At 69.4% G+C, this 23,615-nt stretch carries 18 protein-coding genes; 9 read left to right on the forward strand and 9 right to left on the reverse strand.

Going from position 1 to position 23,615, the window contains the following annotated elements:
* Positions 1-4 precede the first annotated feature (4 nt).
* Positions 5-1,102, reverse strand: a complete 1,098-nt coding sequence (locus A3AG_RS0127615; protein ID WP_018008523.1) for an LLM class flavin-dependent oxidoreductase — start codon at positions 1,100-1,102, stop codon at positions 5-7.
* A 228-nt stretch (positions 1,103-1,330) separates the two neighbouring features.
* Between A3AG_RS0127615 and A3AG_RS0127620 the strand changes: the two genes are divergently transcribed.
* The 7 genes from A3AG_RS0127620 to A3AG_RS0127650 all read left to right on the forward strand — a co-directional run bounded on the left by A3AG_RS0127620 (position 1,331) and on the right by A3AG_RS0127650 (position 11,520).
* A complete protein-coding gene (locus tag A3AG_RS0127620; protein WP_018008524.1) occupies positions 1,331-2,542 on the forward strand; it encodes an acyl-CoA dehydrogenase family protein in 1,212 nt (403 codons plus the stop codon).
* A gap of 104 nt (positions 2,543-2,646) precedes the next feature.
* Positions 2,647-3,264 (forward strand): cysteine dioxygenase family protein, encoded by a 618-nt coding sequence (locus tag A3AG_RS0127625; protein WP_018008525.1) that lies wholly within the window; start codon positions 2,647-2,649, stop codon positions 3,262-3,264.
* A complete protein-coding gene (locus tag A3AG_RS0127630) occupies positions 3,261-4,889 on the forward strand; it encodes a rhodanese-related sulfurtransferase (protein ID WP_018008526.1) in 1,629 nt (542 codons plus the stop codon). Before A3AG_RS0127625 ends, A3AG_RS0127630 begins: the two co-directional genes overlap by 4 nt.
* A 229-nt stretch (positions 4,890-5,118) precedes the next feature.
* Positions 5,119-5,520, forward strand: coding sequence for a hypothetical protein (locus A3AG_RS0127635; RefSeq protein ID WP_026164519.1), 402 nt, complete (start codon positions 5,119-5,121; stop codon positions 5,518-5,520).
* A 238-nt stretch (positions 5,521-5,758) separates the two neighbouring features.
* Positions 5,759-7,234, forward strand: a complete 1,476-nt coding sequence (locus A3AG_RS0127640; RefSeq protein ID WP_018008528.1) for a TolC family protein — start codon at positions 5,759-5,761, stop codon at positions 7,232-7,234.
* A 2-nt stretch (positions 7,235-7,236) separates the two neighbouring features.
* On the forward strand, positions 7,237-8,397 hold the full coding sequence (locus A3AG_RS0127645; RefSeq protein WP_018008529.1) for an efflux RND transporter periplasmic adaptor subunit: 1,161 nt from the start codon (positions 7,237-7,239) through the stop codon (positions 8,395-8,397).
* Positions 8,398-8,403: 6 nt separating this feature from the next.
* Positions 8,404-11,520, forward strand: a complete 3,117-nt coding sequence (locus A3AG_RS0127650; RefSeq protein ID WP_018008530.1) for an efflux RND transporter permease subunit — start codon at positions 8,404-8,406, stop codon at positions 11,518-11,520.
* Positions 11,521-11,696: 176 nt separating this feature from the next.
* On the opposite strand, the gene A3AG_RS0127655 is transcribed toward A3AG_RS0127650, so the two are convergent.
* The 5 genes from A3AG_RS0127655 to A3AG_RS0127680 all read right to left on the reverse strand — a co-directional run bounded on the left by A3AG_RS0127655 (position 11,697) and on the right by A3AG_RS0127680 (position 17,572).
* Entirely contained in the window at positions 11,697-12,281 is a 585-nt protein-coding gene (locus A3AG_RS0127655) for a class I SAM-dependent methyltransferase (protein WP_018008531.1), read from the reverse strand.
* 11 nt (positions 12,282-12,292) lie between these two features.
* Positions 12,293-12,643 carry a hypothetical protein gene (locus A3AG_RS0127660; protein ID WP_018008532.1) on the reverse strand — a complete coding sequence of 117 codons (351 nt, stop codon included), beginning with the start codon at positions 12,641-12,643 and terminating at the stop codon, positions 12,293-12,295.
* Between the two features lie 169 nt (positions 12,644-12,812).
* A complete protein-coding gene (locus A3AG_RS0127665; RefSeq protein ID WP_018008533.1) occupies positions 12,813-13,928 on the reverse strand; it encodes an NAD(P)H-dependent flavin oxidoreductase in 1,116 nt (371 codons plus the stop codon).
* A 55-nt stretch (positions 13,929-13,983) separates the two neighbouring features.
* Positions 13,984-14,871: a LysR family transcriptional regulator gene (locus A3AG_RS0127670; RefSeq protein WP_018008534.1), complete on the reverse strand. Its 888-nt coding sequence runs from the start codon at positions 14,869-14,871 to the stop codon at positions 13,984-13,986.
* A 235-nt stretch (positions 14,872-15,106) separates the two neighbouring features.
* The gene (locus A3AG_RS0127680; RefSeq protein ID WP_035849742.1) at positions 15,107-17,572 is read right to left on the reverse strand and encodes a DUF3772 domain-containing protein; all 2,466 of its coding nucleotides are present in this window, start codon (positions 17,570-17,572) and stop codon (positions 15,107-15,109) included.
* A gap of 467 nt (positions 17,573-18,039) precedes the next feature.
* Here A3AG_RS0127680 and A3AG_RS0127685 point away from each other — a divergent pair, with 467 nt between their 5' ends.
* Both A3AG_RS0127685 and A3AG_RS0127690 read left to right on the forward strand, forming a co-directional pair.
* Positions 18,040-18,708 carry an alpha/beta hydrolase gene (locus A3AG_RS0127685; RefSeq protein WP_018008537.1) on the forward strand — a complete coding sequence of 223 codons (669 nt, stop codon included), beginning with the start codon at positions 18,040-18,042 and terminating at the stop codon, positions 18,706-18,708.
* A 156-nt stretch (positions 18,709-18,864) separates the two neighbouring features.
* Complete coding sequence (locus A3AG_RS0127690; RefSeq protein WP_018008538.1) at positions 18,865-19,596, forward strand: BON domain-containing protein; 732 nt, start codon at positions 18,865-18,867, stop codon at positions 19,594-19,596.
* Between the two features lie 23 nt (positions 19,597-19,619).
* Here A3AG_RS0127690 and A3AG_RS0127695 read toward each other — a convergent pair whose 3' ends face one another.
* From A3AG_RS0127695 to A3AG_RS0127705, 3 genes are all read right to left on the reverse strand, one after another.
* Complete coding sequence (locus A3AG_RS0127695; protein ID WP_018008539.1) at positions 19,620-20,354, reverse strand: GntR family transcriptional regulator; 735 nt, start codon at positions 20,352-20,354, stop codon at positions 19,620-19,622.
* A 77-nt stretch (positions 20,355-20,431) separates the two neighbouring features.
* Positions 20,432-21,760: an MFS transporter gene (locus A3AG_RS0127700; RefSeq protein ID WP_018008540.1), complete on the reverse strand. Its 1,329-nt coding sequence runs from the start codon at positions 21,758-21,760 to the stop codon at positions 20,432-20,434.
* Positions 21,761-21,883: 123 nt separating this feature from the next.
* Positions 21,884-23,539, reverse strand: a complete 1,656-nt coding sequence (locus tag A3AG_RS0127705) for a GMC family oxidoreductase (protein WP_018008541.1) — start codon at positions 23,537-23,539, stop codon at positions 21,884-21,886.
* Positions 23,540-23,615 lie beyond the last annotated feature (76 nt).

Genomic DNA, 23,615 nt, shown 5'->3' on the forward strand with positions numbered 1-23,615 from the left:
GCGATCAGGCGGCGCGGCGTTCCGCCCGGCGGGCGGCATCGTGCTGCGCAACCAGTGCGCGCACGCGCGGGATCAGCTCGCGGCCATAGTCGATGGCGTCTTCGAGCGGATCGAAGCCGCGGATCAGGAAGGTGGTCACGCCCAGCTCGTAATACGCCAGCAGCGCCTGCGCGACCTGCTCGGGCGTGCCGACCAGGCCGGTGGAATTGGAACGCCCGCCGGTCTCGCGCGCGACCGCGGTCCACAGGCGCTGGTCGACGCGCTCGCCCTTGTCGGCGGCGGCCAGCAGCCGGCGCGCGCCTTCGCTTTGCTGCGGGCCGCCACGGCTGTAGCCGGCCTGCACGCGCAGCGCGCGCGTGCGCTCCAGGATGCTGTCGGCGCGGGCCCACGCCTTTTCTTCGGTCTCGGCCAGCACCGGCCGGAACGAGACCGAGAAGCGCACGGTGCGGCCATTTTTGGCTGCTTCCGCCCGCACGCGCGTGGTCAGTTCGCGCACCTGGTCGAGCGATTCGCCCCACAGCGCGTAGACGTCGGCATGCTTGCCGGCAACCTGCAAGGCCGCTGCCGATGCGCCGCCGAAATAGATCGGCACATGCGGCTGCTGCGCCGGCTTGACTTCGGAAAAGCCCTGCGTGAAACGGTAAAACTCGCCGGCATGGTCGAACGGCTGCGGCTCGGTCCAGATGCGCCGCAGGATGTGCAGGTACTCGTCGGTGCGCGCATAGCGCTGGTCATGGTCGAGGAAATCGCCGTCGCGCTGCTGCTCGCTGTCGGAGCCGCCGGAGATGAAATGCACGCCAAGCCGCCCGCCGCTGAACTGGTCGAGCGTGGCGATCTGGCGCGCGGCCAGCGTCGGCGCGGTAAAGCCAGGCCGGTGCGCCAGCATGAAATGGATGCGCTCGGTCACGCTCGCGGCATACGCGATCGTCAGCGTGGCCGACGGCCCGGTCGAATGGTGCGGCACCAGGATGCGGTCGAAGCCGGCCTGCTCGTGCGCCTGCGCAAAGGCGCGCACATAGTCTCGGTCGATCACGGGGCCCGCAGGGGGATGGATCTCGGACTGTTTCTGGCTCTGGATCATGCCGATGAAATCGACGCTCATTCGTACGCTCCTGATTCGGTGATGGCGGCGGCGTGCCGCGCGGGCCTTTTGTATGGACTGGGGAACAAAGTACGACAGCGATGCGCCGCGACTAACGAATAAAAACGACGGACCATATTCAATAAGCGTCGTTTCCGGAACGCGGGCGCGGCGCTACGCTATGCGGCATCCGTGGCGACCGGCCCGTGCGGGTCGGCATTCCAGCCATTCCTCCGGAGTTTCCGTTCCATGTCTTCGACGTCTTCCCTGCGCCGGCTGCCCGCCAGCGGCGCGCGCCTTGGCGAGGTGCTGGCCGAACTGTCGGCGCGCTTCGCCGCCGGCGCCGCCGCGCACGACGCCGCGGCCAGCTTTCCGCATGACAATTTCGCGCAGCTGCACGCGCAAGGCCTGATCGCGCAGGTGGTGCCGCGCGACTATGGCGGCGGCGGGGCAGGGCTGGCGCAGGCGCGCCGCATCATCGCGGCCGTCGCCGGCGGCGACCCGGCCACGGCGCTGGTGCTGACCATGACCTATCTGCAGCATCGCGCCATCGCGCGCCCCGATTCGCACTGGCCAGAAGTGGTGCGCGCACAGGTCTTTGCCGATGCGGTGCAGGACGGCGCGCTGATCAATGCGCTGCGCGTCGAGCCCGGACTCGGCTCGCCCGCGCGCGGCGGCCTGCCCGGCACCATCGCTACGCAGGTTGCCGATGGCTGGCGCCTGAGCGGACGCAAGCTGTACAGCACCGGCATTCCCGCGCTGCGCTGGCTCGCGGTATGGGCACGCACCGACGAGCCGCAGCCGCGCGTCGGCGTGTTCCTGGTGCCAGGGCCGGCCGCCGGCGTGGCCGGCGTGCGCATCGTCGAGAACTGGAACCACCTGGGCTTGCGCGCCTCGGGCAGCCACGAGACCGTGCTCGACAATATCTGGATCCCGCCCGACCACGCCGTCGATATCCGCCCGCCCGCGGCATGGGCGCCGGCGGGCGCGAGCCAGGCCGACATCGACGCCAATGCCGACCAGCAGGCGTGGATGATCGTGCTGCTCGGCAGCCTCTATGACGCCGTCGCACGCGCGGCCGCGTCGTGGGCGCGCGGCTTCGTGCGCGAACGCGCACCCGGCAGCCTGGGCGCGCCGCTGGCGACGCTGCCGCGCGTGCAGGAAACCGTCGGCGAGATCGCCGCGCTGCTGCGGACCAACGAGGTGCTGCTCGACGATGCCGCCGCGCGCACCGACGCCAATGCGCCGCCCGCCGCCGCCGACAGCGGCCTGCTCAAGTTCACCGTGACCGGCAACGCGATCCGCGCGGTGGAGCTGGCGCTGCAGCTGGCGGGCAACCATGGCCTGAGCCGCGACAATCCGCTCGAGCGGCACTATCGCGACGTGCTGTGCAGCCGCATCCATACGCCGCAGAACGACTCGATCCTGGTCGCTGCCGGCAAGCACCATCTGGGGCTGTAGGGGCATGCAGCGCTGCTGCCAACGCGGCCGCCGCGCCGTGTTATGTTTGCAGCGGCAGCGCCCCGCAGAGGGCCCGAACACAGAACCACCCCCGGAGGCATTTGATGAGCACTTCTCCCGAACCCAGCGGGCTCGCACCGCTGCGCGATTTCATCACCGGCCTGGCCGCGCTGCTGGACCAGCATCCCGACGAGCCGCGCATCCTGCGCGAGGGCGGGGCGCTGCTGGCGCGGCTGGTGGCGCGCGACGACTGGCTGCCCGAGGCATGGGCCGAGCCGCACCCCGAGTACTACCAGCAGCACCTGCTGCATTGCGATTCCGCCGAGCGCTTCTCGATCGTCAGCTTTGTCTGGGGCCCGGGGCAGCGCACGCCCATCCACGACCACACCGTGTGGGGGCTGATCGGCATGCTGCGGGGCGCCGAGGATTCCCAGCCCTTCGTGCTCGATGCCGAAGGCCGCCCCGTGCCGCACGGCAAGCCGGTGCGGCTGCTGCCCGGACAGGTCGAAGCCGTGTCGCCGGCGGTGGGCGACATCCATCGCGTCAACAACGTGCATGACGACCGCGTTTCGGTCAGCATCCACGTGTACGGCGCCAATATCGGCGCGGTGCGCCGCTCGGTCTACGCCGAGGACGGCACGCGCAAGCCCTTTATCTCCGGGTATTCCAACCGGACCCTGCCTAACCTGTGGGACCGTTCCCGCGAAGACCAGAAGTCATGACCATCCAGCACGCCACGCAAGCCGCCACCACGGCAATCCCGACCTTCACACGCGCGCAGGTGCGACAGGCCCTGCTGGACGGGACCGAGATCGCGCTGATCGATGTGCGCGAGGAAGACCCGTTCGCGCAGGAGCATCCGCTGTGGGCCGCCAATTTCCCGCTGTCGAAGCTCGAGCTGGAAGCGTGGTCGCGCATCCCGCGGCGCGACACGCTGATCGTGGTCTACGGCGAACACGCCGGCGAAGACCTTGCGCCGCGCGCGGCGTCGGTGCTGCAGGCGCTTGGCTATACCAACGTGCATGCGCTCGAGGGCGGGCTGGCCGGATGGATCGACGGCGGCGGCGAGGTGTTCCGCGACGTCAACGTGCCGAGCAAGGCGTTCGGTGAAGTGGTCGAGGCCAGGCGCCATACGCCCTCCCTGTCCGCCGAGGAAGTGCAGGCCCTGATCGACAGCAGGGCCGATGCGGTGATCGTCGACGCGCGCCGCTTCGACGAGTACCAGACCATGAGCATTCCTACCGCCACCAGCGTGCCCGGCGCCGAACTGGTGTTGCGCGTGCGCGAGCTGGCGCCGGACCCGCGCACGCGGGTGATCGTCAACTGCGCCGGCCGCACGCGCAGCATCATCGGCACGCAGTCACTGGTCAACGCCGGCATTCCCAACCCGGTGGCGGCGCTGCGCAACGGCACCATCGGCTGGACGCTGGCGGGCCAGCAGCTCGATCACGGCGCGAGCCGTCGCGCTCCTGCCGAGGTGGGCAGCGACAACCTCGACAGCGCCCGCCGTGGCGCGCGCCAGATCGCAGACCGCGCCGGCGTGCGCCGCATCGCGCTGGCCGGGTTGCCATCGCTGCTCGAGCCAGGGCGCACCGTGTACCGCTTCGACGTGCGCACGCCGGAGGAATTCGCCGACGGGCACCTGCCGGGCTTCGTCAACGCGCCGGGCGGGCAGCTGGTTCAGGAAACCGACCATAACGCCCCGGTGCGCGGCGCGCGCATCGTGCTCGCCGATGACGACGACGTGCGCGCCAGCATGACCGGCTCATGGCTGGCGCAGATGGGCTGGGAGGTCTGGGTGGTGGAGCCGGTCGATGCGTCCGCGCGCGGCGAGACCGGCGCGGTGGCGGCCGACGTGCCGGTGCCGCCTGCGGTGCCGACGGTGGCGCCCGCCGAACTGGCCGCTTGGCTGGGCAAGGACGCGGACGGCAGCACCGTGGTGCTTGACTTCACCGCCAGCGCCAACTACGTGAAGCGCCATATCCCCGGTGCGCACTTCGTCATCCGGGCCCAGCTGGCCGATGCGCTGGCGCGCGTCCCCGGGGCGCGGCGCTATGTGCTGACCTGCGGCTCCAGCCTGCTCGCACGCTTTGCCGCCGCCGACCTGAGGCGGCTGACCGATGCGGAGGTGGTGGTGCTGGAAGGCGGCACGCAGGCGTGGATCGCGGCCGGACTGCCGCTGGAATCCGGCGAGACGCGCCTGGCGTCCGGGCGCACTGACCGTTATCGCCGCCCGTATGAAGGCACCGACAATCCGCGCGAAGCGATGCAGGGCTACCTCGACTGGGAGTTCGGGCTGATCGCGCAACTGGAGCGCGACGGGACCCATGGGTTCAGGGTGGTGTAGGGCAGAGTGGACCTGCAGCTGTCCGAAACCGGTGGCCTAGGGTTATCCCGGGCGTCTCCAATGATCTGCTGGTAACATCGCGCTACTGACATGCATCTTTTCGCTGCATTGCGGAACGAACGTAACGATTATCTGTCAATCGTAATCGTTACGTTACAATGCTGTCCCGCAGCACGGCCGGCGCCCGTCCGAAATGGCGCTCCCGGCCCGTGCTCCAAGCCCCCGACCCATGCGATTGTTGCTGCTGCTGCTGACTGCCATGTGCCTGTCACTGCTCTCCTTTGGAGCGGTGGCGGACGCGCGCGCGTCGGTGCAGCCGCAAGTCCAGGCCGGTACCGAACTGGCGGCGCTGCACTCGGTGGACGACATGGGTCGCGTCATCGCGCCCGGCGATGATGGCCTGCATGACGACGACATCTGCGAAGACCCGCCCCCCGGGTACTGCAATATCTGGTCCGCCGATCTGCTGGATCCGCTGGACCTGCTGGACGAAATCGAAGAATCCAGTGCCCTCATTGCCTTGCCCCCGGTGAAGCTGCTGCTGCCCGCCGGGGATGTTGCCCAATATCCCCCGGGCCGCGCCGAACCGCCGCCTTCGGCCTTTTTCCGGCCGCCAATAACCCGTTCCTGAGCGCCGGGCGTCTCCTCGCCTTGCCGCTCCCCCGCGCGCACGCGCTGCCTCCGCAGCTGCCGTGCCGCGGGCCGCGCCCCCCTGCCTGATACCGCCAGCCTGCCCGCGCTTCCGAGCGCGGGTAAGCCGCTGCCGTAGTCCGTCCCGCCGCGATTCCCAGCTGTGATTGCCAGCCGTGATTCGCGCCGGGGCGCGCGGCTGCATGGCGCAGGCGTCGTATTGCTTGCATTCCGGACTCATGACAACAACCAAGCTGACCCTGATCGCGTCGCTTTCGCTGCTCGCGTTCGCCGCTGCCCCGGCCCATGCCGGTGAGCAGGGTGCCGCCCCGTCGAAGGCCGCGGGGGCAGCGGGCACCGCGCCCGCCGCCCCGGCCGCACCGTACTCCAAGCCTTCCGCAAAGATTTCCGCTGCCACGGCGCCTACTCCCGGCGCCGAGCTGCTGGCCGCCACGGCCGCGCCCAGGACGGCATCCGCACGCCCCGTGGGTGCCGCGGCCGGCCCCGCCTTCTCGCTGCCGCAACTGCTCGACATGGCGCAGTCGACCAACAAGGGCGTCGCCGCGGCCGAGGCCAATGTCGACGCCGCCAGCGCGGCCATCAGCAGCGCGCGCGCCTATCCCAATCCGCAGGTCGAGGTGATGTACGGCCGCCTGTCCGGCAAGCAGCCTGGCGTGACCAGCGGCAATGCACCCAGCTACGCCGTGGTGCAGAAGCTGGACTACCCGCACCAGCGCAGCCTGCGCGAGGCCATGGCCACGCGCGGTATGGAGTCGTCGCAGGCGGCCCGCCAGGGCTTCCGCGCCGACCTCGCCGCTCGCGTCAAGACCTCCTACTACGACGTGCTGCGCCGTGAAAGCGAGCTGCATGCCGCCGAGGAAGACCTGGCGATGATGCGGCAGATCCATTCACGCGCACGCCTGCGCGTAGAGGTGGGCGAAGCGCCGCGCTATGAACTGATCAAGGCCGAAACGGAACTGCTGGCCTCGCAGAAGAGCCAGCAGACCGCCGAGCTGCGCGTGAACCAGGCCAAGGCCGCGCTGCGCCAGCAGGTGGGCGGCGCCATGCCGGGCCAGTTCTCGCTGTCCGGCACGCTGGGACAGTCGCCGGACGTGCCGCCGCTGCCGGTACTGCGCGACACCATGGTCGCGAACAATGCCGAGCTGGTCCAGCGCCGCACGGAGCTGGAGCGCGCTCGCCTTGGGGTCGATTACCAGCGTTCGCTGCGCTGGCCGGAAGTGGCGGTGCGCGCCAGCACCGACCGCCAGCCCGACAACAACGTCTCGCAGATCGGCCTGGTCATGACCATCCCGTTGTGGGACCGCCGCCGCGGTCCGGTGGGCGAGGCCACCGCGCAGGCGACGCAGGCGCAGAGCGCGCTGGAAATGCGCGAGTTCGAGCTGATGCAGGAACTGGAAGCCGCCTACCGCCAGTACGAGATCACGCAGGCGCAGGTGACCGCGCTGGAGTCCGGCATCGTGCGCGAGGCCGAGTCGGCGCTGGGCGTGGCCGAGTCCGCGTATCGCTTCGGCGAGCGCGGCATCCTGGACTTCATCGATGCCCAGCGCGTGCTGCGCAGCGCGCGCAACGAGCTGATCGCCGCCCAGTACGAGCAGCAGCTGGCCGCCATCCAGATCGAAAAGCTCCTGTCGACCGCCCCCGGCGCCACCGCCGCGCCGGGCCTGCCGCCGACCTCCACCATCGAACAGAAATAACCATGCGTCCCAATTTCCTGCTTTCGCTGACGGCCGCCGCCGTCCTGACGTTCAGCCTGGCGGCCTGTTCCGACCAACCTGAACCCGTTGCCGAGGCGCCCAAGCTGCCGCCCGGCGTGATCCAGCCAGAAGGCAACCTGCAGCAGTCGCTGAAGGTGGCGCCGGTTACCACGTCCCCGTTCAGCGAGATGCTGCGCGTGGCCGGCCGCATCGACTTCGACGAGCAGCGCGTCTCGCGCATCGGCGCCAGCGTGACCGGCCGCGTCACCGACCTGTATGCCACGCTGGGCCAGGAAGTGAAGGCCGGCCAGGTGCTGGCGCGCCTGCACAGCAGCGAGCTGGGCGCGGCGCAGATGTCGTTCCTGAAGAGCGAGGCGCAGCACGAGCTGCAGGTGCGCAACGCCGAGCGCGCGCGCCAGCTGTTCGCCGCCGACGTGATCGGCCGCGGCGAGCTGCAGCGCCGCGAGAGCGAACTGGCGATCGCCTCCGCCGAGATGCGCGCCTACCGCGACCAGCTGCGCGTGCTGGGCATGTCGCAAGGCTCCATCGCCGAGCTGGCCAGGAACGGCAGCATCAACTCGCATTCGCCGGTGTATTCGAGCATCAGCGGCACCGTGGTCGAGCGCAACGTGGCGCAGGGCCAGGTGGTACAGCCGGCCGATGCGCTCTACACCGTGGCCGACCTGTCGCGCGTATGGGTCGTGGCCGAGGTGCCCGAGCAGCAGGCCGCCCAGGTGGCCGAAGGGCAGAGCGTGGAGATCGAGGTGCCGTCGCTGGCCAACGGCAAAGGCGGCAACACCATCACCGGCAAGCTGATCTACGTGGGCCGCACGGTCAACCCGCAGTCGCGCACGGTGCTGGTACGCACCGAGCTCGAGAACCGCGAAGGGCGGCTGAAGCCCGCCATGCTCGCCAGCATGCTGATCGCCGGCAAGCCGCAGGACCAGCTGGTGATCCCGGCGGCCGCGGTGGTGCGCGAGGGTAACGACGAGCTGGTCTATGTCGAGATGCCGGGCAACAAGTTCCGCCTGACGAGGGTCAAGCTGGGCGCCGAGAGCGACGGCATGCGCGTGGTCCAGAACGGCGTGAAGGCCGGCGACCGCATCGTGGTAGACGGCGCGTTCCACCTGGACAACGAGCGCAAGCGCCTCGAACAAGGGTAATCGGCCATGATGAAATCCCTAGTCGAAGCCGCCATCAAACAGCGGCTGGTGGTCTGCGTGCTGGCCGTGGTGCTGTTCTTCTTCGGCCTGCGCGCTGCCACCAAGCTGTCGGTGGATGCATTCCCCGACGTGACCAACGTGCAGGTGCAGATCGCCACCGAAGCCGCGGGCCGTTCGCCCGAGGAAGTCGAGCGCTTTGTCACCGTGCCGGTGGAAATGGCGATGACGGGCCTGCCCGGCCTGGAAGAGATGCGCTCGCTGAACAAGGCGGGGTTGTCGCTGATCACGCTGGTCTTTACCGATGCCACCGACGTGTACTTTGCGCGCCAGCTGGTGATGGAGCGCCTGATCGAAGTGGGCGGGCGCATGCCCGAAGGCGTCACGCCCGTGCTGGGTCCGGTCTCGACCGGCCTGGGCGAGGTCTACCAGTACACGCTGGACCGCGCCGACGACGGCAACCGCGAACTGACCCAGGAAGAGCTGGCCGAGCGCCGCATTGCCCAGGACTGGGTGGTGCGTCCGTTGCTGCGCTCGATCCCCGGCGTGGCCGAGATCAACTCGCAGGGCGGCTATGTGCGCCAGTACCAGGCGCTGGTCAACCCGGAGCGCATGCGCCATTACGGCGTGTCGATCCAGCAGGTGTACGAGGCGCTGGCGCGCAACAACGCCAACTCCGGCGGCGGCGTGCTGCCGCACTACGCCGAGCAGTACCTGATCCGCGGCGTGGGCCTGGCCAAGGGCGTCGAAGACCTCGGCAGCATCGTGCTGAAGGAAGTCGACGGTACGCCGGTGTACCTGCGCGACGTCGCCAACGTCACCATCGGCCACGAGGTGCGCCAGGGCGCGCTGGTCAAGAACGGCCAGACCGAGGCGGTCGGCGGCATCGTCATGATGATGCGCGGCGGCAATGCCAAGGAAGTGGTCAGCCGCGTCAAGGCCCGCGTGGCCGAGATCAACGAGCGCGGCATGCTGCCGGGCAAGCTGCAGATCGTGCCGTACTATGACCGCAGCGAGCTGGTCGACGCCGCGCTGTGGACCGTGACCAAGGTGCTGCTCGAAGGCGTGGTGCTGGTGGTGATCGTGCTGTTCCTGTTCCTGGGCGACGTGCGTTCGTCGATCATCGTGCTGGCCACGCTGGTGCTGACGCCATTGCTGACCTTCATGGTGATGAACGAGGCGGGGCTGTCGGCCAACCTGATGTCACTGGGGGGGCTGGCGATCGCCATCGGCCTGATGGTGGACGGCTCGGTGGTGGTGGTCGAGAACGCGTTCGAGCGGCTCGGCCACAAGGAGCCCGGACTGACCAAGACCGAGATCCTGGTCAAGGCGGTGCAGGAAGTGGCCACGCCGGTGATCGTCGGCGTGGGCATCATCATCCTGGTGTTCCTGCCGCTGATGACGCTGTCGGGCATGGAAGGCAAGATGTTCGCGCCGCTCGCGTTCACCATCTCGATCGCGCTGGCGATCTCGCTGTTCCTGTCGCTGACGCTGTCGCCGGTGCTGTCGTCGTACCTGCTCAAGGGCGGCGCCGAGCACGACACCTTCCTGATCGCCTTCATGAAGCGCCACTACCTGCGCCTGCTGCACTGGGCGCTGGGCAACAGCCGCAAGACCGTGCTCAGCGCGGTCGGCGCCTTCATCGCCACGCTGCTGATCGTGCCGCTGCTGGGCACCTCGTTCATCCCGGAGATGAAGGAAGGCTCGATCGTGCCCGCGATCGACCGCGTGCCCAACATCTCGCTGGAAGAGTCGATCAAGCTGGAGAAGGAAGCCAACAAGCTGGTGCTGGGCGTGCCGGGCGTGAAGTCGGTGGTGTCGGGCGTGGGCCGCGGCGAAAGCCCGGCCGACCCGCAGGGCCAGAACGAATCGACCCCGATCGCCAGCCTGAAGGACCGCGACGAGTGGCCCGACGGCTGGACCCAGGACGATATCGCCAACGCCATCCGCGAAAAGCTCAAGGCCATTCCGGGCGTGCAGATCGTGATGGCGCAGCCGATCTCGGACCGCGTCGACGAAATGGTCAGCGGCGTGCGCTCCGACGTGGCGGTGAAGGTGTTCGGCGATGACCTGGACAAGCTGCGCGAGCTGGCGGGCGAGATCTCGCGCGTGGCCGGCGGCATCCAGGGCTCGCAGGATATCCGCATCGAGCGCGTCTCGGGCCAGCAATACCTGTCGATCGAGATCGACCGCCAGGCGATTGCGCGCTACGGGCTGAACGTCTCCGACATCCACGACGTGATCGAGATCGCGATCGGCGGCAAGCGCGCCACGGATATCTTCGAAGGCGAGCGCCGCTTTGCGGCGGCGGTGCGCCTGCCGGACGAGTTCCGCAACAACGTGCAGTCGATCCGCCAGCTGCTGGTGAACACGCCGGACGGCACGCAGGTGCCGCTGCAGAGCGTGGCCAGGATCGAAGTCAACGACGGCCCGGCGCAGATCAGCCGCGAAATGGCCAAGCGCCGCGTCGTGGTGATGATCAACGTGAAGGACCGCGACCTGGGCGGCTTCGTTGCCGAACTGCAGCAGGCCACCGCGTCCAAGGTCAAGCTGCCGGAAGGCTATTACCTCGAGTGGGGCGGCCAGTTCCAGAACATGGAACGCGCCATGGGCCACCTGAAGATCATCGTGCCGGTCACCATCGCCGCGATCTTCTTCCTGCTGTTCCTGCTGTTCAACTCGCTGCGCTTCGCCACGCTGATCATCACGGTGCTGCCCTTCGCATCGATCGGCGGCATCATCGGGCTGTTCGTCACCGGCGAATACCTGTCGGTGCCGGCATCGGTGGGCTTTATCGCGCTGTGGGGCATGGCGGTGCTGAACGGGGTGGTGCTGGTGTCGTACATCCGCACGCTGCGCGATTCGGGCCTGTCGCTCGACGAGGCGGTGGTGCAGGGCGCGACGCAGCGTTTCCGCCCGGTGATGATGACCGCGACCATCGCCATGCTGGGCCTGGTGCCGTTCCTGTTTTCGACCGGCCCCGGCTCTGAAGTCCAGCGGCCGCTGGCGGTGGTGGTGATCGGCGGGCTGATTACGTCGACGCTGCTGACGCTGGTGATGGTGCCGACGCTGTACCGCTGGTTCGATGACCGCAAGCCGGATCCGAGCAGGGACGTGCCGGTGTAAGGCGAGCCGGTTGCCTTGATGGGCCCGCTGGTTTGCTCCCCTCTCCCGCCCGCGGGAGAGGGAGTACGCAAGCGGTCGATCATCGACCGCCGTGCCTGGCGATTGCTCCAAAGACAACGCCCCATGCAAGTGGCAACTTGCATGGGGCGATTTTCTTTGCCGATCGACACAAGCCCCTACGCCAGCCGCATCTCCAGCTGCCGCGTCCACAGTTCCAGCAGGAAATCCGGTTCCTCGTGGCGGATATGCCGATACAGCCCGCGCTGCGCGCCGATGGCTTCATGCACCGCCTGCGCGGTGATCTGCTGCTCGGCGAACGGATGGCGGAAATGGCAGGCGACGATGACGCCGTCGTCGGCCAGCGCGCGCGCGGCCATGGCGGCGACGTCGTGCCAGTCCGGCTTGGGGAAGTAGTAGCCCAGTTCGGAAAACACCATCAGGTCGAAGCTGCCGTCCGGCCATTGCTGCGGCAGCTCGCCGGTCAGCACGCGTGCCTGCGGGAACGGCGCCAGCCGTTGCCGCGCCTGCTCGGCGGCGCTCTCGGCCAGTTCCATTGCTACCAGCGCATCGCAGCGCGGCGCCAGCGCCACGCTCAGGTGGCCGCCGCCGCAGCCGGGCTCGAAGGCGCGGGCGAAGCGCTCGCGCGGCAGCGTGGCCAGCAGCAGGGCACGCTTGCGCGCTTCGTACCAGCGCGTGCCGATGCCCCAGGGATCCTCGTTACGGCCATACAGGCCGTCGAAATAGTCGCGGTCGACCGGCATGGCGGCAGGCCTCAGTAGCCGTAGTACGGCGCCTCGCCGTAGTAGCCGGAAGGCTGCGGGCCGCACGGCACGTAGGCGCGGTCGTAGTCGCGGTAGCAGTAGCCCGGCGGCACTGCCGGCGCCTCGTACGAGACCGGCGCGGGGGCGTAGGCGACGGGTGGCGGCGCCACCGGTGCCGCCACCACCGGACCCGAGGCCAGCATGGCGCCCAGCGCCAGGCCCGCCAGCGCGCCGACCGCCAGCACCGCGCCGGCGTTGGTGCCGCCATGGTGGTGGTACCGGCCGCGCGCCGAGGCGGAACCGGCGGCTACCAGGGTCGCGGCCAGGACCGCCGCGGCGACGATGCGGGTGGAGGGGCGCATTTCGGACTCCTTGTCATGCACAGCCTGTGCTCCTGAATGATGGACGCAAAGCGGCAATCCAGGTGTTTCCGGCCCCGGCCCGACTTGTTAGCTTTGTAACCGCGGCTTTTAAGATTCGACTTCTTTAACGTGTTGTAAGACGCGGTAAAACGGCGCTGTCCGAAACCGCTTATCCGAGCGTTTCGGCCAGCGTGCCCAACCCGCGTGCGCTGTCTGCAAGCTCGCCGGCCAGCGCCGCGACCAGCTCCGCCGCCGGCAGCGCGCGCGCCAGCGGCACGGCCTGGCCGGCCCACTGCGCGGCAAAGTCGGCGCTGCCGCGCGCCCTGGCGGCGGCATGCAGGGCCTTGCCGGCATCGTAGGCGGTCGGGTAGTCGGGCACGGCGGGTGCGCCGGCTGCCGCGCCCAGTTCGGTAAAGCGGTTGGCCAGGCCGCGGGCATGGCGGCCGGAAATGGCCCGGGTCAGCACAGTCGGCTTGCGCGCCTGCAGCAGCGCCTCGCGGTAGGGGCCGTCGGCGACGGTCTCGGGGCAGGCGATAAACGCGGTGCCGAGCTGCGCGGCCTGCGCGCCCAGGGCCAGCGCTGCGGCAATGCCGGCACCGTCCATGATGCCGCCCGCGGCGATCACCGGCACGCGGGTCTGCGTCGCCAGCACACGTACCAGCGCGAAGGTGCCGAGGCCCTCGTCGGGCGCGGACGGGGCGAACACGCCGCGATGGCCGCCCGCCTCGATGCCCTGCGCGACGATCGCGTCAAGGCCGGCCGCCTCGATGGCGCGTGCCTCGGCGAGCGAGGTGGCGCTGGCCAGCAGCACGATGCCGGCATCGCGCAGCGCGCGGATCCGGTCCGCACCGGGCAGCCCGAAATGGAAGCTGACCACGGCCGGGCGTTCTTCCAGCAGCATTGCGTGCATGGCATCGTCGGCCAGGTAGCTGCGGTAGATCTCGCGCAGCGTCGCCGGCGGGGTGGCGCCGAATTCGGCAAAGCGCGGCGCGAGGTAGGCCAGCCAGGCCTGCTCGCGCGCGGCATCGGCGACGGCCGGCGCATGGCAGAACAGGTTGACGTTGAACGGGCCGCTGGTCAGCGCGCGGGTCTCGCGGATGGCCTTGCGCGCGGCTTCGGCGTCCATGGCGCCAACGCCGAGCGAACCGAGGCCGCCGGCATTGGTGACGGCCGCGGCGAGCGCGGGCGTGCCGACACCGGCCATGGGTGCCTGGATGATCGGGGTGCGGATGCCGAGCCGGCGCAACAGCGGCAGCCGGTCAGCGATTGGGGTTGTCTGGGTCAATTTGCGCTCCTGGGCAGGGTCGATGGCGATGGCGCGGCGACGGGGAACGGCAGGGTCAGCCGTCGCGCAGTTCGCGCACGAAGGCGTCGCAGGCGTGCGTGGCATAGCCGGCACGCTTGACGATATAAGTGTGCACCGCGCGCACCGGCACGGTCTGCACGTCGATGGCGTCGCGATGCAAGGCCAGCAGCGAGCGGGGCAGGATCGCCATCGCGGTGCCGGCGCTGACGCAGGCCAGCATGGCGTGGTACGACGGCATCTCGGTGACGGCCAGGCGCTGGCGCATGTCGTCGCCGCCCTGCGCCAGCCAGGCTTCCGCGCACTGGCGGTAGGTGCAGCCCTTCGGGAAGGCGGCCAGGCGGCGCAATGCCACGTCGCCGGGGCCACGCACCTTGGGATGGCTGCCCGGCAGCACCAGCTGCAGGTGTTCGGTGAACAGGTAGGTGCCTTCCAGGCCGGGGGCCAGTTCATCCAGATCGGCCGCGCGCGCCGGCGCTGCGCCCGGATGCGCGACCACGGCGCAATCGAGCCGGTGGTCGAGCACCGCATCGACCAGCGCGCGCGTGGTGCCGGTGCGGATCTCGATCTCCACGCCGGGCCAGGCCGCGTGGAAGCGCGCCAGCGGCATCGGCAGGCGATTGGCGGCGGCGCTTTCCATGGTGCCGATGCGCAGGCGGCCCGACGGCGCGGCGCCCTGCATCGACTGCCGCGCTTCTTCCGCCAGCGCCAGCATCTGGTTGGCATAGGCGAGCAGCCGGTGGCCCTCGGGCGTCAGCAGCATGCGCTTGCTGTCGCGCTGGAACAGCGCCACCCCCAGCGCCTCTTCCAGTTGCTTGACGCGCGTGGTGACGTTGGATTGCACCCGGTCCAGCAGGCGCGCGGCGCGGGTGATGCTCTGCTCCGTGGCTACGGCGCGGAAGATTTCGAGTTCAGCCAGTTCCATCGGCGGTCGGGCGTGGCAGGCGGAAGAGGGTCGCCTGGATATTCTCTTTAGGAGAATATAGCAAAACGAACAATCTTTCTATGAGAATATCAGGCGCGGCCCGCCGCAACGTGCGCCTTGCGGCGCACGAAGAGCAGGTGATTCGCCGCTGGCTGGCGGCGCTGGTTGTGGAAGACGCCACCGCGGGGGCGGCAGCGTAGCGGGATGCGGGGCGAGGCGGCGCTGCCGCCGGCAATCAGCCGGTCGCCAGCGCGCGCTCCGGTTCCGGCCCCAGCGGCGGCATGTTCTCCAGCCGCAGCGACTGCGGCACCGACAGCGAGATGCCGGCGGCGCGCAGCCGCTTCAGGATCTCGAACAGCAGGTCGCTGCGCGTGTTCGCGGCGATGCGCGGGCTGCCGACATAGCCGGTCACCGACAGCGTGATGCCGTTGGGCGCGAGCTGGCTGAACATCACCGACGGGGCCGGCACGTCGAGGATGCTTTCGTTCTCGCGGTAGACGTCGAGCAGCAGGTCGCGCAGCTGCTCGGGGTCGGTGTTCAGCGGGAAGGTGAGCTGCAGCGAGGCCACCCCCTGGGTGCTGTTGCTCATGGTGACGTTGCGCAGGTTCTGCGAGATCAGCTGCGAGTTAGGCACGATCACGGTGGAGCGGTCGCCCAGCTGGATCTCGGTGGCGCGCACGTTGATGCGGCGGATGTCGCCCTCGACGCCGGCGATGCTGACCATGTCGCCCACCTTGACCGGGCGCTCGGTCAGCAGGATCAGGCCCGAGACGAAGTTCTTCACGATCTCCTGCAGGCCAAAGCCGATGCCGACCGACAGCGCGCTGACGATCCACGCCAGGTTGTCCCAGCGCACGCCCAGCAGCGACAGCGTCAGCAGCACCAGCAGCACGTAGCCGACATTGCTGAACAGCGTGATCAGCGACGCGCGCAGCCCGGGCTCCATGCACAGCTTGGGCAGCAGCTCCGCATCCAGCCAGCGCCGCACCGTGCGCAGCAGCCAGATGCCCACGCCCAGCGCCACCAGCGCATTGAGGATGCGCTCGGGCATGATGTTCAGGCTGCGCAGCTTTTCACCGCCCAGCACGGTGACCAGGCTGTCGACCAGGTCCGCGGGGGTGGTGCCGAAGCCGCCGGTCAGCAGCGCCACCACGGCCAGCAGCAGCAACAGGCTGGCGCCGATGCCGGACAGGATGGTGGCGGCCTGTTCCAGGCGCGCATCGTCGACGCCGAACAGCTGCTTGATCACCTGGCCGCTGGCGTGCTGGGTCGAGAACAGGCTTTCGCACAGGTCGCGCGTGACCTGGGTCAGCAGGTACAGGCTGCACAGCACGATGTCGAACCAGACCAGCTCGTAGGTCAGGAAGCGCGCAAAGCTGATATAGCCCGCCAGCAGCGCCACCATCGACACGATCACGATCAGGGTGACGCCGGCGTGGATCATGCCGGCCAGCGTGGCGCGCGCCTCGGGCTGCTCGCCCGCCGCGGCCAGCTCGTTGCGCACGCGGTTGGCGCGCAGCAGCGCCGCGCCGATGGTCAGCACCACCACCAGCGAGACCAGCCCGCGCCCCAGCAGCGTGACCTGCACGCTGGTATCGGCAATGCGGTTGAGCTGTTCGAGCGTGCCGGCCAGCAGCAACAGCCCGGCCAGCACCGCGGGGAACGGTTTCATCGCCCGTGCCACGGGATCGGCCAGCGCGGGCAGCCGCCACGACGGGTGGCGCGTGCACAGCAGCGCGCGCCCGAGGCCCGCGATCAGGGCGCTGGTCAGGGTCAGCTTGACCAGCCCGCCGTACAGCGTCATCAGGTCCGGCGGCAGTTCATAGTTGCGGGTGAAGGCGTTGTAGACGATCTGCACCGCCAGGCCGGTGGTGGCCACTGTCGCGATGGTGGTGGCCAGCGCCAGCGCACTGCGCCGCAGCCGGGTCGGGGGCAGCTTGTTCAGGCAGAACCAGGCCAGCGCGCGTTCGGCCAGGCGCTTGCCCACCAGCCACACGCCCAGCGCGAGCAGCAGCAGCGCGATGGTGGCGGCGCGCTGCGACGGCTGCCACGCCAGCTGCACCATCGGCACCACCTGGTCCAGGAATGCGGCCATGCGCGCGCGGTCCTCGGCGGCGGGACTGACCATCGGCTTCCAGAACTGCGGGTTCAGGATGCTGTCGGAGCGCAGCGCCAGCTGGTCTTTCAGCTGGCTGCGCTGCAGCCGCGCGATCTGGCCGCTCAGGTTGGCGATGTTCTCCTTGCTCTCGGCCGCCTGCTTGAGCTGCGCATCGAGCTGCAGGCGCCGCGCATTCAGTTCGGCGCGCTGCCGCACCACCGCCGGGGCTTCCCTGGTGATGCCGTCCGACGGCGGCGGACCCAGCACGTCGAGCTGCGCCTGCAGCTGGGCGCGCTGCGGCGTCAGCGCGGCGGACAGCTTGTCGACATCGGCATCGAGCTTGTGCAGTTCGTGGTCAAGCTCATCCAGCTTGGTGGTGCCGTCGGGGTCGGAGGCCTGCTGCTTGATGCGGTCCTGCTCGGTCTGCAGGCGCTTGAGTTCGGCGCTGGCTTCGGTGTGGGTGAGGGCGGGCGGCTGTTGCGCCTCGGTGGCGGAGGCGGCCTCGGATGCCGGCGCCGCGCTCGCGGCGGGCAGGGTGGCTGGCATCAGGTGGCATAGCGCAGCAAGCGCAAGGCCCAGTGCGAGCCGTGAAACGTTGCTCATGGCGGAATCTCGTCGGACGGTGACGGCTTGCGGCGCTCCGGCATCGATAGGCGGGATCGCCTGTCGCGCCGGCATCAGGCAGGATGCGGCGCGGCGACCGGATGCGGGAACGGCCGGGACACCGGCAATGAACAGGCGAGGGGATGGCCGCTCGCTGGCGATCCTCTCGGCGCATGGTGCGGCCAGGCCGATGCGCCCACGCGGGGGTATCGGCAGCGGCTGGCCGCGGGTGGCGGGACCGGTGCAACCGGCCCTGCCGCGATTCGCGAAATTATAGGAAAACGCATCCGCCACACCGGCGCAGGCTGCGGCGGATCGGGCACACTGTGACAAATTGATACGCATCCATCCTGGTCGCGCCCGCGCGGCCGCCGTCGGCATGCCCGCGGTCATCGCAGTAACATCACGGGCTTCGGGCCGTGCGCGGCCCGCATTGCCTCAGTCACTTAACCTCTTCTGGAGAGCGCATGGCGGTTGCGTCAGGCACCGACAAGACCCGGCTCGACGGCGAAGCCGGGCCGATTGAAATGCTGGTCGACCGACCGCAAGGCGATCCGCGCGGCATTGCCGTGGTGGGCCATCCGCATCCGTTGCTGGGTGGCTCGGCCACGCACAAGGTGCCGCACCAGCTGGCCAAGGCGCTGGTGGCGCGTGGCTACCTGACCGTGCGGCCGAATTTCCGCGGCGTGGAAGGTTCCGGTGGCGCCCATGACCAGGGCCGCGGCGAGGCGCACGACATGCTGGCGGTGGTCGCCCACCTGCGCCAGGCGCATCCCGGCCTGCCGCTGGCGCTGGCCGGGTTTTCCTTCGGCGCCTTCGTGATGACTCATGTGGCCGCGGCGCTGGCGGCGCAGTCCGTGCCGATCCGCCACCTGGTGCTGGCGGGAACCCCCTACGGCGTGGTGAAAGGCCATCGCAGCTATGACACGCCCACGGTGCCGGCCGATTGCCTGGTGGTCCATGGCGAGCGCGACGAGCGCGCGGAACTGGCCGCGCTGTTCGACTGGGCCAGGCCCCAGGCATTGCCGGTGGTGGTGGTGCCGGGCGCGGATCACTTCTTCACCGGCAAGCTGCCGCTGCTGGTGCGTATCGTCGGCGGCTACCTAGACCGGCCCGCACCCGGCGCCACCGTGTAAAAACTTCGATCGTTGCCGTGCTTGCGCGGTGCACGCCGGCGCTGGCGTCCGGCGCGCGCGAGCCGCGGCGCGCGGCGGTGAGCGGTCGCGAGGCATGGATGATGCTACCCATAGCAGACACGGCGCACGAACACGCGTCCAGATCGGAGGCAATCCATGAAAGACTATCCACCGTCGGAAATCAGGGAAACGTGGCGCAACCGCGGCTATGGCGAACCCGGCGATACCCGCCAGGCACACCACTGGCGCAGCGGCAATCCGGGCGGCGCGGGCTTTGGCTACGGGCAGGCGCGCTATGGCACGGAAGGCGGCGAGGGTCCGGAGGACCAGTACCGTCCCGGCATCCCGGCGCGCACGGCATCGCGCCGGCTGCCCAAGAACTACCACCGCACCGACACGCGCATCCGCGACGACCTGTGCGAACGGCTGGCGCATGCCGACGACGACGTCTCGGACGTGACCGTCGACGTCGGCTCGGGCATCGTCACGCTGACCGGCACCGTGGCCGACCGCGGCATCAAGTACCGCATTGAAGAGCTGGCCGAAGACATACTGGGCGTCAATGAGGTGCGCAACAACCTGCAGGTGGCGCGCCGCGCAGGCGGCATGGACGAGGGGCAGCAGGAGGCCGGCGCCGGCGGCAGCGCGCCCGGACAGCGGCGCCTGGGCCAGTCGGCCGGCTGGCGCCAGCCGGTGGGAGAGGTCGGGGCGGACGTGCTGTATATCGTCCAGTCGCGCGACGGGCGCTTCCTCGGCGCGGAATCCGGCGAGGCCGTGCTGGTGCCGGGAATTGCCCAGGCCGGCCTGTTCGACGATCCGGATGAAGCCCGCGCCGCGGCGCAGGAGCATTGCAGCCGCGGCTACCGCATCCTGGCGACGCGGCGCTGACGGCGCTGACGGGGGCGCCGCGCTCAGGCGTTGGGCACGGCAGGCGCGCTGGCCGGATCCGGGTGGATCTGCATCACCGCGGCGCGCTTCTCCAGCAGGTGCTGGCGCAGGATCGACGCCAGCCGCTTGCCGTCGCGGGCTTCCAGCGCGCGGATCATTTCTTCGTGGTCGTGCACCGCGCGGTCCCACTTGTCGGTCTGGTGGTTGGAGCGGAAGCGCATCGCCTTGAGCCGCCGGTTCAGCGTCAGGTAGGTCTGCAGCAGAGTCTGGTTGCGCGCCGCCGCGGCAATGCGGTCGTGGATTTCCTGGTTGCGGCTGTAGTAGCCGGGCAGGTCGTTGCGGGCATGGCAGGCCAGCATGGCGTAATGCAGCGCCTTGATCTCGGCCAGTTCCGGCGCCGTGATGCGCTCGCACGCCAGCTCGCCGGCAAACGCTTCCAGCCCGCTCATCAGCTCGAAGGCCTCCCACGCCTCGGCCTCGCTCATGCGCGAGACGCTGGCGCCGCGGTTGGGCGAGATCTCGATCAGCCCCTCGGCGGCAAGCACCTTGAGCGCCTCGCGCAGCGGCGTGCGCGAAATCCCGAGCGTTTCGCACAGTTCGCGCTCGTTCAGCTTCATGCCGGGCGCCAGCACCCCTTCGACGATGAAGTTGCGCAGGTGGTCTACCACGGTGTCGTGCAGCCGCTGGCGCACCACCTTGGGCAAAAGCGGGGCGGCGGTGGTGCCGGTTCCGGTGCCGGTGCCGTCCGAAGGTTGCATGCAATGTCCCTGTCATTAGCGTGGTGCCATTCTAAGACATTGCCGGCCTGCCGCAACGCCGCCCGCAACCGTTGCGCTCAGCGCGCCGGGCCGCGCAGCGGCACGCCGCTCTCGCGCGGCGCCGCGGCCCCCGCGCTCCGCCCGATCAGCGCCGCCGACAGCGCCGACACCAGTCCCGCGAACGCCACGTAGGCGCAGATCTGCCACGGTTGTCCGCCGCCCGACTTGAGCAGCGCCGTGGCGATGATGGGGGTGATGCCGGAAGCGAAGATGCCGGAGAACTGGTAGACGAACGAGATCCCGGTGTAGCGCACCCGGGCATCGAACAGTTCGCAGAACAGCGCCGCCTCCGGCCCGTACACCGCGGCGTAGAGAATGCCGAACGGCACCACGATCGCCAGCCACAGCAGCATGGTGTTGCCGCCGCTGTTCAGCATCAGCCAGAACGCGGGAAAGGCCGACAGCGCGGTGATCAGCGCACCCCAGAAGTACACCCGCGTGCGGCCGATGCGGTCGGACAGGTGGCCGAAGAACGGGATGAAGAAGCACATCGCGATCGCCGCCGCCATCACCCCGAGCAGCGCCTGGGTGCGGCTGATATTGACGGTCTGGGTCAGGTAGGTGATCGAGAACACGCCGAAGATGTTGAAGAACACGCCGTCGATATAGCGCGCGCCCATGCCCTTGACGATATTGCCGGGATAGCGCCGCATCATGTCGACAAAGGGAATCTGCGTTTCGGCATTGCGCTGCTTGATCACGGCGAATTCCGGCGTTTCCTTGACGTTGAGCCGGATATACATGCCGACGAACACCATCGCCGCCGAGACCAGGAACGCCACGCGCCAGCCCCAGTCCAGGAACTGCGCATCCGACAGGGTCAGCGACAGCAGCGCCACCACGCCCGAGGCCAGGCACAGCCCGATCGCCAGCCCGATCTGCGGCAGCGACGCATAGAAGCCCTTGCGGTGCGGCGGCGCGTACTCGTACGCCATCAGCACCGCACCGCCCCATTCGCCGCCCAGGCCGATGCCCTGCAGCACGCGCAGCAGCAGCAACAGCACCGGCGCGAGGATGCCGATGCTGTCATAGGTCGGCACCAGCCCGATCAGGAAAGTGGAGACGCCCATGATCATCAGCGTCATCACCAGCATGCTCTTGCGCCCGACCTTGTCGCCGAAGTGGCCGAATATCACGCCGCCGAGCGGGCGCGTGACAAAGCCCACGGCGAAGGTGGTGTAGGCCAGCATGGTGGCCACCAGCGGGTCGTCGCCGGGGAAATAGAGCTTGTTGAAGACCAGGCCGGCGACCACGCCGTACAGGAAGAAGTCATACCACTCGATGGTGGCGCCGATCACGGACGCCAGCGCGACCTTGCGGATCGCCTGTTCGTTGGGGCTAGTCATGCTTGTCTCCTCTGGTGGTAGGCGGCGTCCTCTGGAAGGATGGTTATGGACGCCGATGCGCTGCGAGGCCTGGCCTGGTGGTGAGCGATGGCTTGCCCCGCCGGTTTGCCGCTTCAGGTTGGTTCAGGCTGCGGCGGCCATCGGCGCGATCACGTCGGCGTGGTGGATCTCGCGCCGTGCGTCTTCACGGATCAGGTCGGCGGCACGCTCGGCCATCATCACCACCGGCACGTTGGTGTTGCCGGATATCAGCGTTGGCATCACCGAACAGTCCACTACGCGCAGCGCGCCAACGCCGTGCACGCGCAGGCGCGCATCGACCACCGCCAGCGGGTCGGCGGCCGGCCCCATCTTTGCCGTGCCCGACGGATGGAAGATGGTGGCGCCGTACTCGCGGCAGAAGTGCAGGATCTCGTCGTCGCTGCGCACCGCGTCGCCGGGCCGGAACTCGCGCTTCATCAGGCCGCGCATCGGCTCGGTCTGCGCCACGCGCCGCGCGTAGCGCACCGCCGCGACGGTGCAGCGCCGGTCCAGTTCGGCCGACAGGTAGTTGGGCTGCATCGACGGCGGCTCGAACGGGTCGGTCGAGCGGATCCGCACGGTGCCGCGCGACGCCGGGCGCAGCTGGCACACGGAATAGGTGCAGCCCGAGAACGGATGCACCGTGCCGCCGGCCATGTCGGCCGACAGCGTCGAGAAATGGAACTGCGTGTCCGGCGTCGCGCTTTCGTGCGGCAGGGCGCGGCAGAACATCGCACCCTGGTTGATGCCGATCGCCAGCGGGCCCTTGCGCAGCAGCAGCCATTCCAGCCCCATGCGCGCCTTGCCGGCCAGGGTGCGCAGCTGGTCGTTGGTGGTGATGGGCTTGGCCACCTCGTAGATCAGCCGGATCTGCAGGTGGTCCTGCAAATTTTCGCCGACGCCCGGCAGCGCATGCACCACCCGCACGCCCAGGTCCTGCAGCAGCGGCGCCGGGCCGATGCCGGACAGCTGCAGCAGCTGCGGCGACTGCAGCGCGCCGGCGCACAGGATCACCTCGCGCCGCGCCCGCAGGATATAGGGCTGGCCATGCCGGGTGTAGCGCACGCCCACGGCGCGCTTGCCTTCAAAGAGGATGCCGGTGGTGTGCGCATCGGTCTCGACGCGCAGGTTGGCGCGCCCGCGCGCCGGGCGCAGGTAGGCCACCGCGGTGGAGCAGCGCCAGCCGTTGCGCGTGGTCAGCTGGTAGTAGCCCACGCCCTCCTGGTCGCCGCCGTTGAAGTCGGTCTGGCGCGGCAGGCCGAGCGCCTGCCCGGCGGCGATGAAGGCATCGACCAGCGCATGGCGCCGGTCGATCGAGGTGGCATTGAGCGGGCCCCCGGTGCCACGCGTCGGTCCGGCGCCGAGGTCGTTGTGCTCGAGCTTGCGGAAGTAGGGCAGGCAGTCGTCCCAGCCCCAGCCCGGATTGCCCAGCGCGGCCCAGTGGTCGTAGTCCTCGCGCTGGCCGCGCACGTAGATCAGGCCGTTGATGGCGCTGCTGCCGCCCAGCGTGCGCCCGCGCGGCCAGTAGATGCGGCGGTTCAGCATGTTGGGATCGGGATCGGTATAGAAGCCCCAGTTCACCTGCTTGTGGAACATGGTCTTGCCGTAGCCGATCGGGATATGGATCCACGGGTAGCGGTCGGGCGGCCCCGCCTCGAGCAGGCAGACCGAATGGCGGCCGTCCTCGCTGAGCCGGTTGGCCAGCACGCACCCGGCCGAGCCCGCGCCCACCACGATGTAGTCAACGGTTTGCGACATCGTCGCTGTCTCCTGTTTCTGGCCGGCCGGCACGCAGCCCTGCGGCCTGGATTTATAATCTGAAACGTTCTGTTCC

It is taken from the genome of Cupriavidus neocaledonicus (assembly GCF_000372525.1).
Classification (GTDB): Bacteria; Pseudomonadota; Gammaproteobacteria; order Burkholderiales; family Burkholderiaceae; genus Cupriavidus; species Cupriavidus neocaledonicus.

Coding starts and splice junctions, on each gene's coding strand:
- A3AG_RS0127680 (WP_035849742.1), bottom strand. CDS start 17,572: ATGAGCAACGTTTCACGGCTCGCACTGGGCCTTGCGCTTGCTGCGCTA.
- A3AG_RS0127690 (WP_018008538.1), top strand. CDS start 18,865: ATGAAAGACTATCCACCGTCGGAAATCAGGGAAACGTGGCGCAACCGC.
- A3AG_RS0127635 (WP_026164519.1), top strand. CDS start 5,119: ATGCGATTGTTGCTGCTGCTGCTGACTGCCATGTGCCTGTCACTGCTC.
- A3AG_RS0127645 (WP_018008529.1), top strand. CDS start 7,237: ATGCGTCCCAATTTCCTGCTTTCGCTGACGGCCGCCGCCGTCCTGACG.
- A3AG_RS0127670 (WP_018008534.1), bottom strand. CDS start 14,871: ATGGAACTGGCTGAACTCGAAATCTTCCGCGCCGTAGCCACGGAGCAG.
- A3AG_RS0127630 (WP_018008526.1), top strand. CDS start 3,261: ATGACCATCCAGCACGCCACGCAAGCCGCCACCACGGCAATCCCGACC.
- A3AG_RS0127685 (WP_018008537.1), top strand. CDS start 18,040: ATGGCGGTTGCGTCAGGCACCGACAAGACCCGGCTCGACGGCGAAGCC.
- A3AG_RS0127620 (WP_018008524.1), top strand. CDS start 1,331: ATGTCTTCGACGTCTTCCCTGCGCCGGCTGCCCGCCAGCGGCGCGCGC.
- A3AG_RS0127650 (WP_018008530.1), top strand. CDS start 8,404: ATGATGAAATCCCTAGTCGAAGCCGCCATCAAACAGCGGCTGGTGGTC.
- A3AG_RS0127655 (WP_018008531.1), bottom strand. CDS start 12,281: ATGCCGGTCGACCGCGACTATTTCGACGGCCTGTATGGCCGTAACGAG.
- A3AG_RS0127695 (WP_018008539.1), bottom strand. CDS start 20,354: ATGCAACCTTCGGACGGCACCGGCACCGGAACCGGCACCACCGCCGCC.
- A3AG_RS0127615 (WP_018008523.1), bottom strand. CDS start 1,102: ATGAGCGTCGATTTCATCGGCATGATCCAGAGCCAGAAACAGTCCGAG.
- A3AG_RS0127660 (WP_018008532.1), bottom strand. CDS start 12,643: ATGCGCCCCTCCACCCGCATCGTCGCCGCGGCGGTCCTGGCCGCGACC.
- A3AG_RS0127705 (WP_018008541.1), bottom strand. CDS start 23,539: ATGTCGCAAACCGTTGACTACATCGTGGTGGGCGCGGGCTCGGCCGGG.
- A3AG_RS0127625 (WP_018008525.1), top strand. CDS start 2,647: ATGAGCACTTCTCCCGAACCCAGCGGGCTCGCACCGCTGCGCGATTTC.
- A3AG_RS0127640 (WP_018008528.1), top strand. CDS start 5,759: ATGACAACAACCAAGCTGACCCTGATCGCGTCGCTTTCGCTGCTCGCG.
- A3AG_RS0127700 (WP_018008540.1), bottom strand. CDS start 21,760: ATGACTAGCCCCAACGAACAGGCGATCCGCAAGGTCGCGCTGGCGTCC.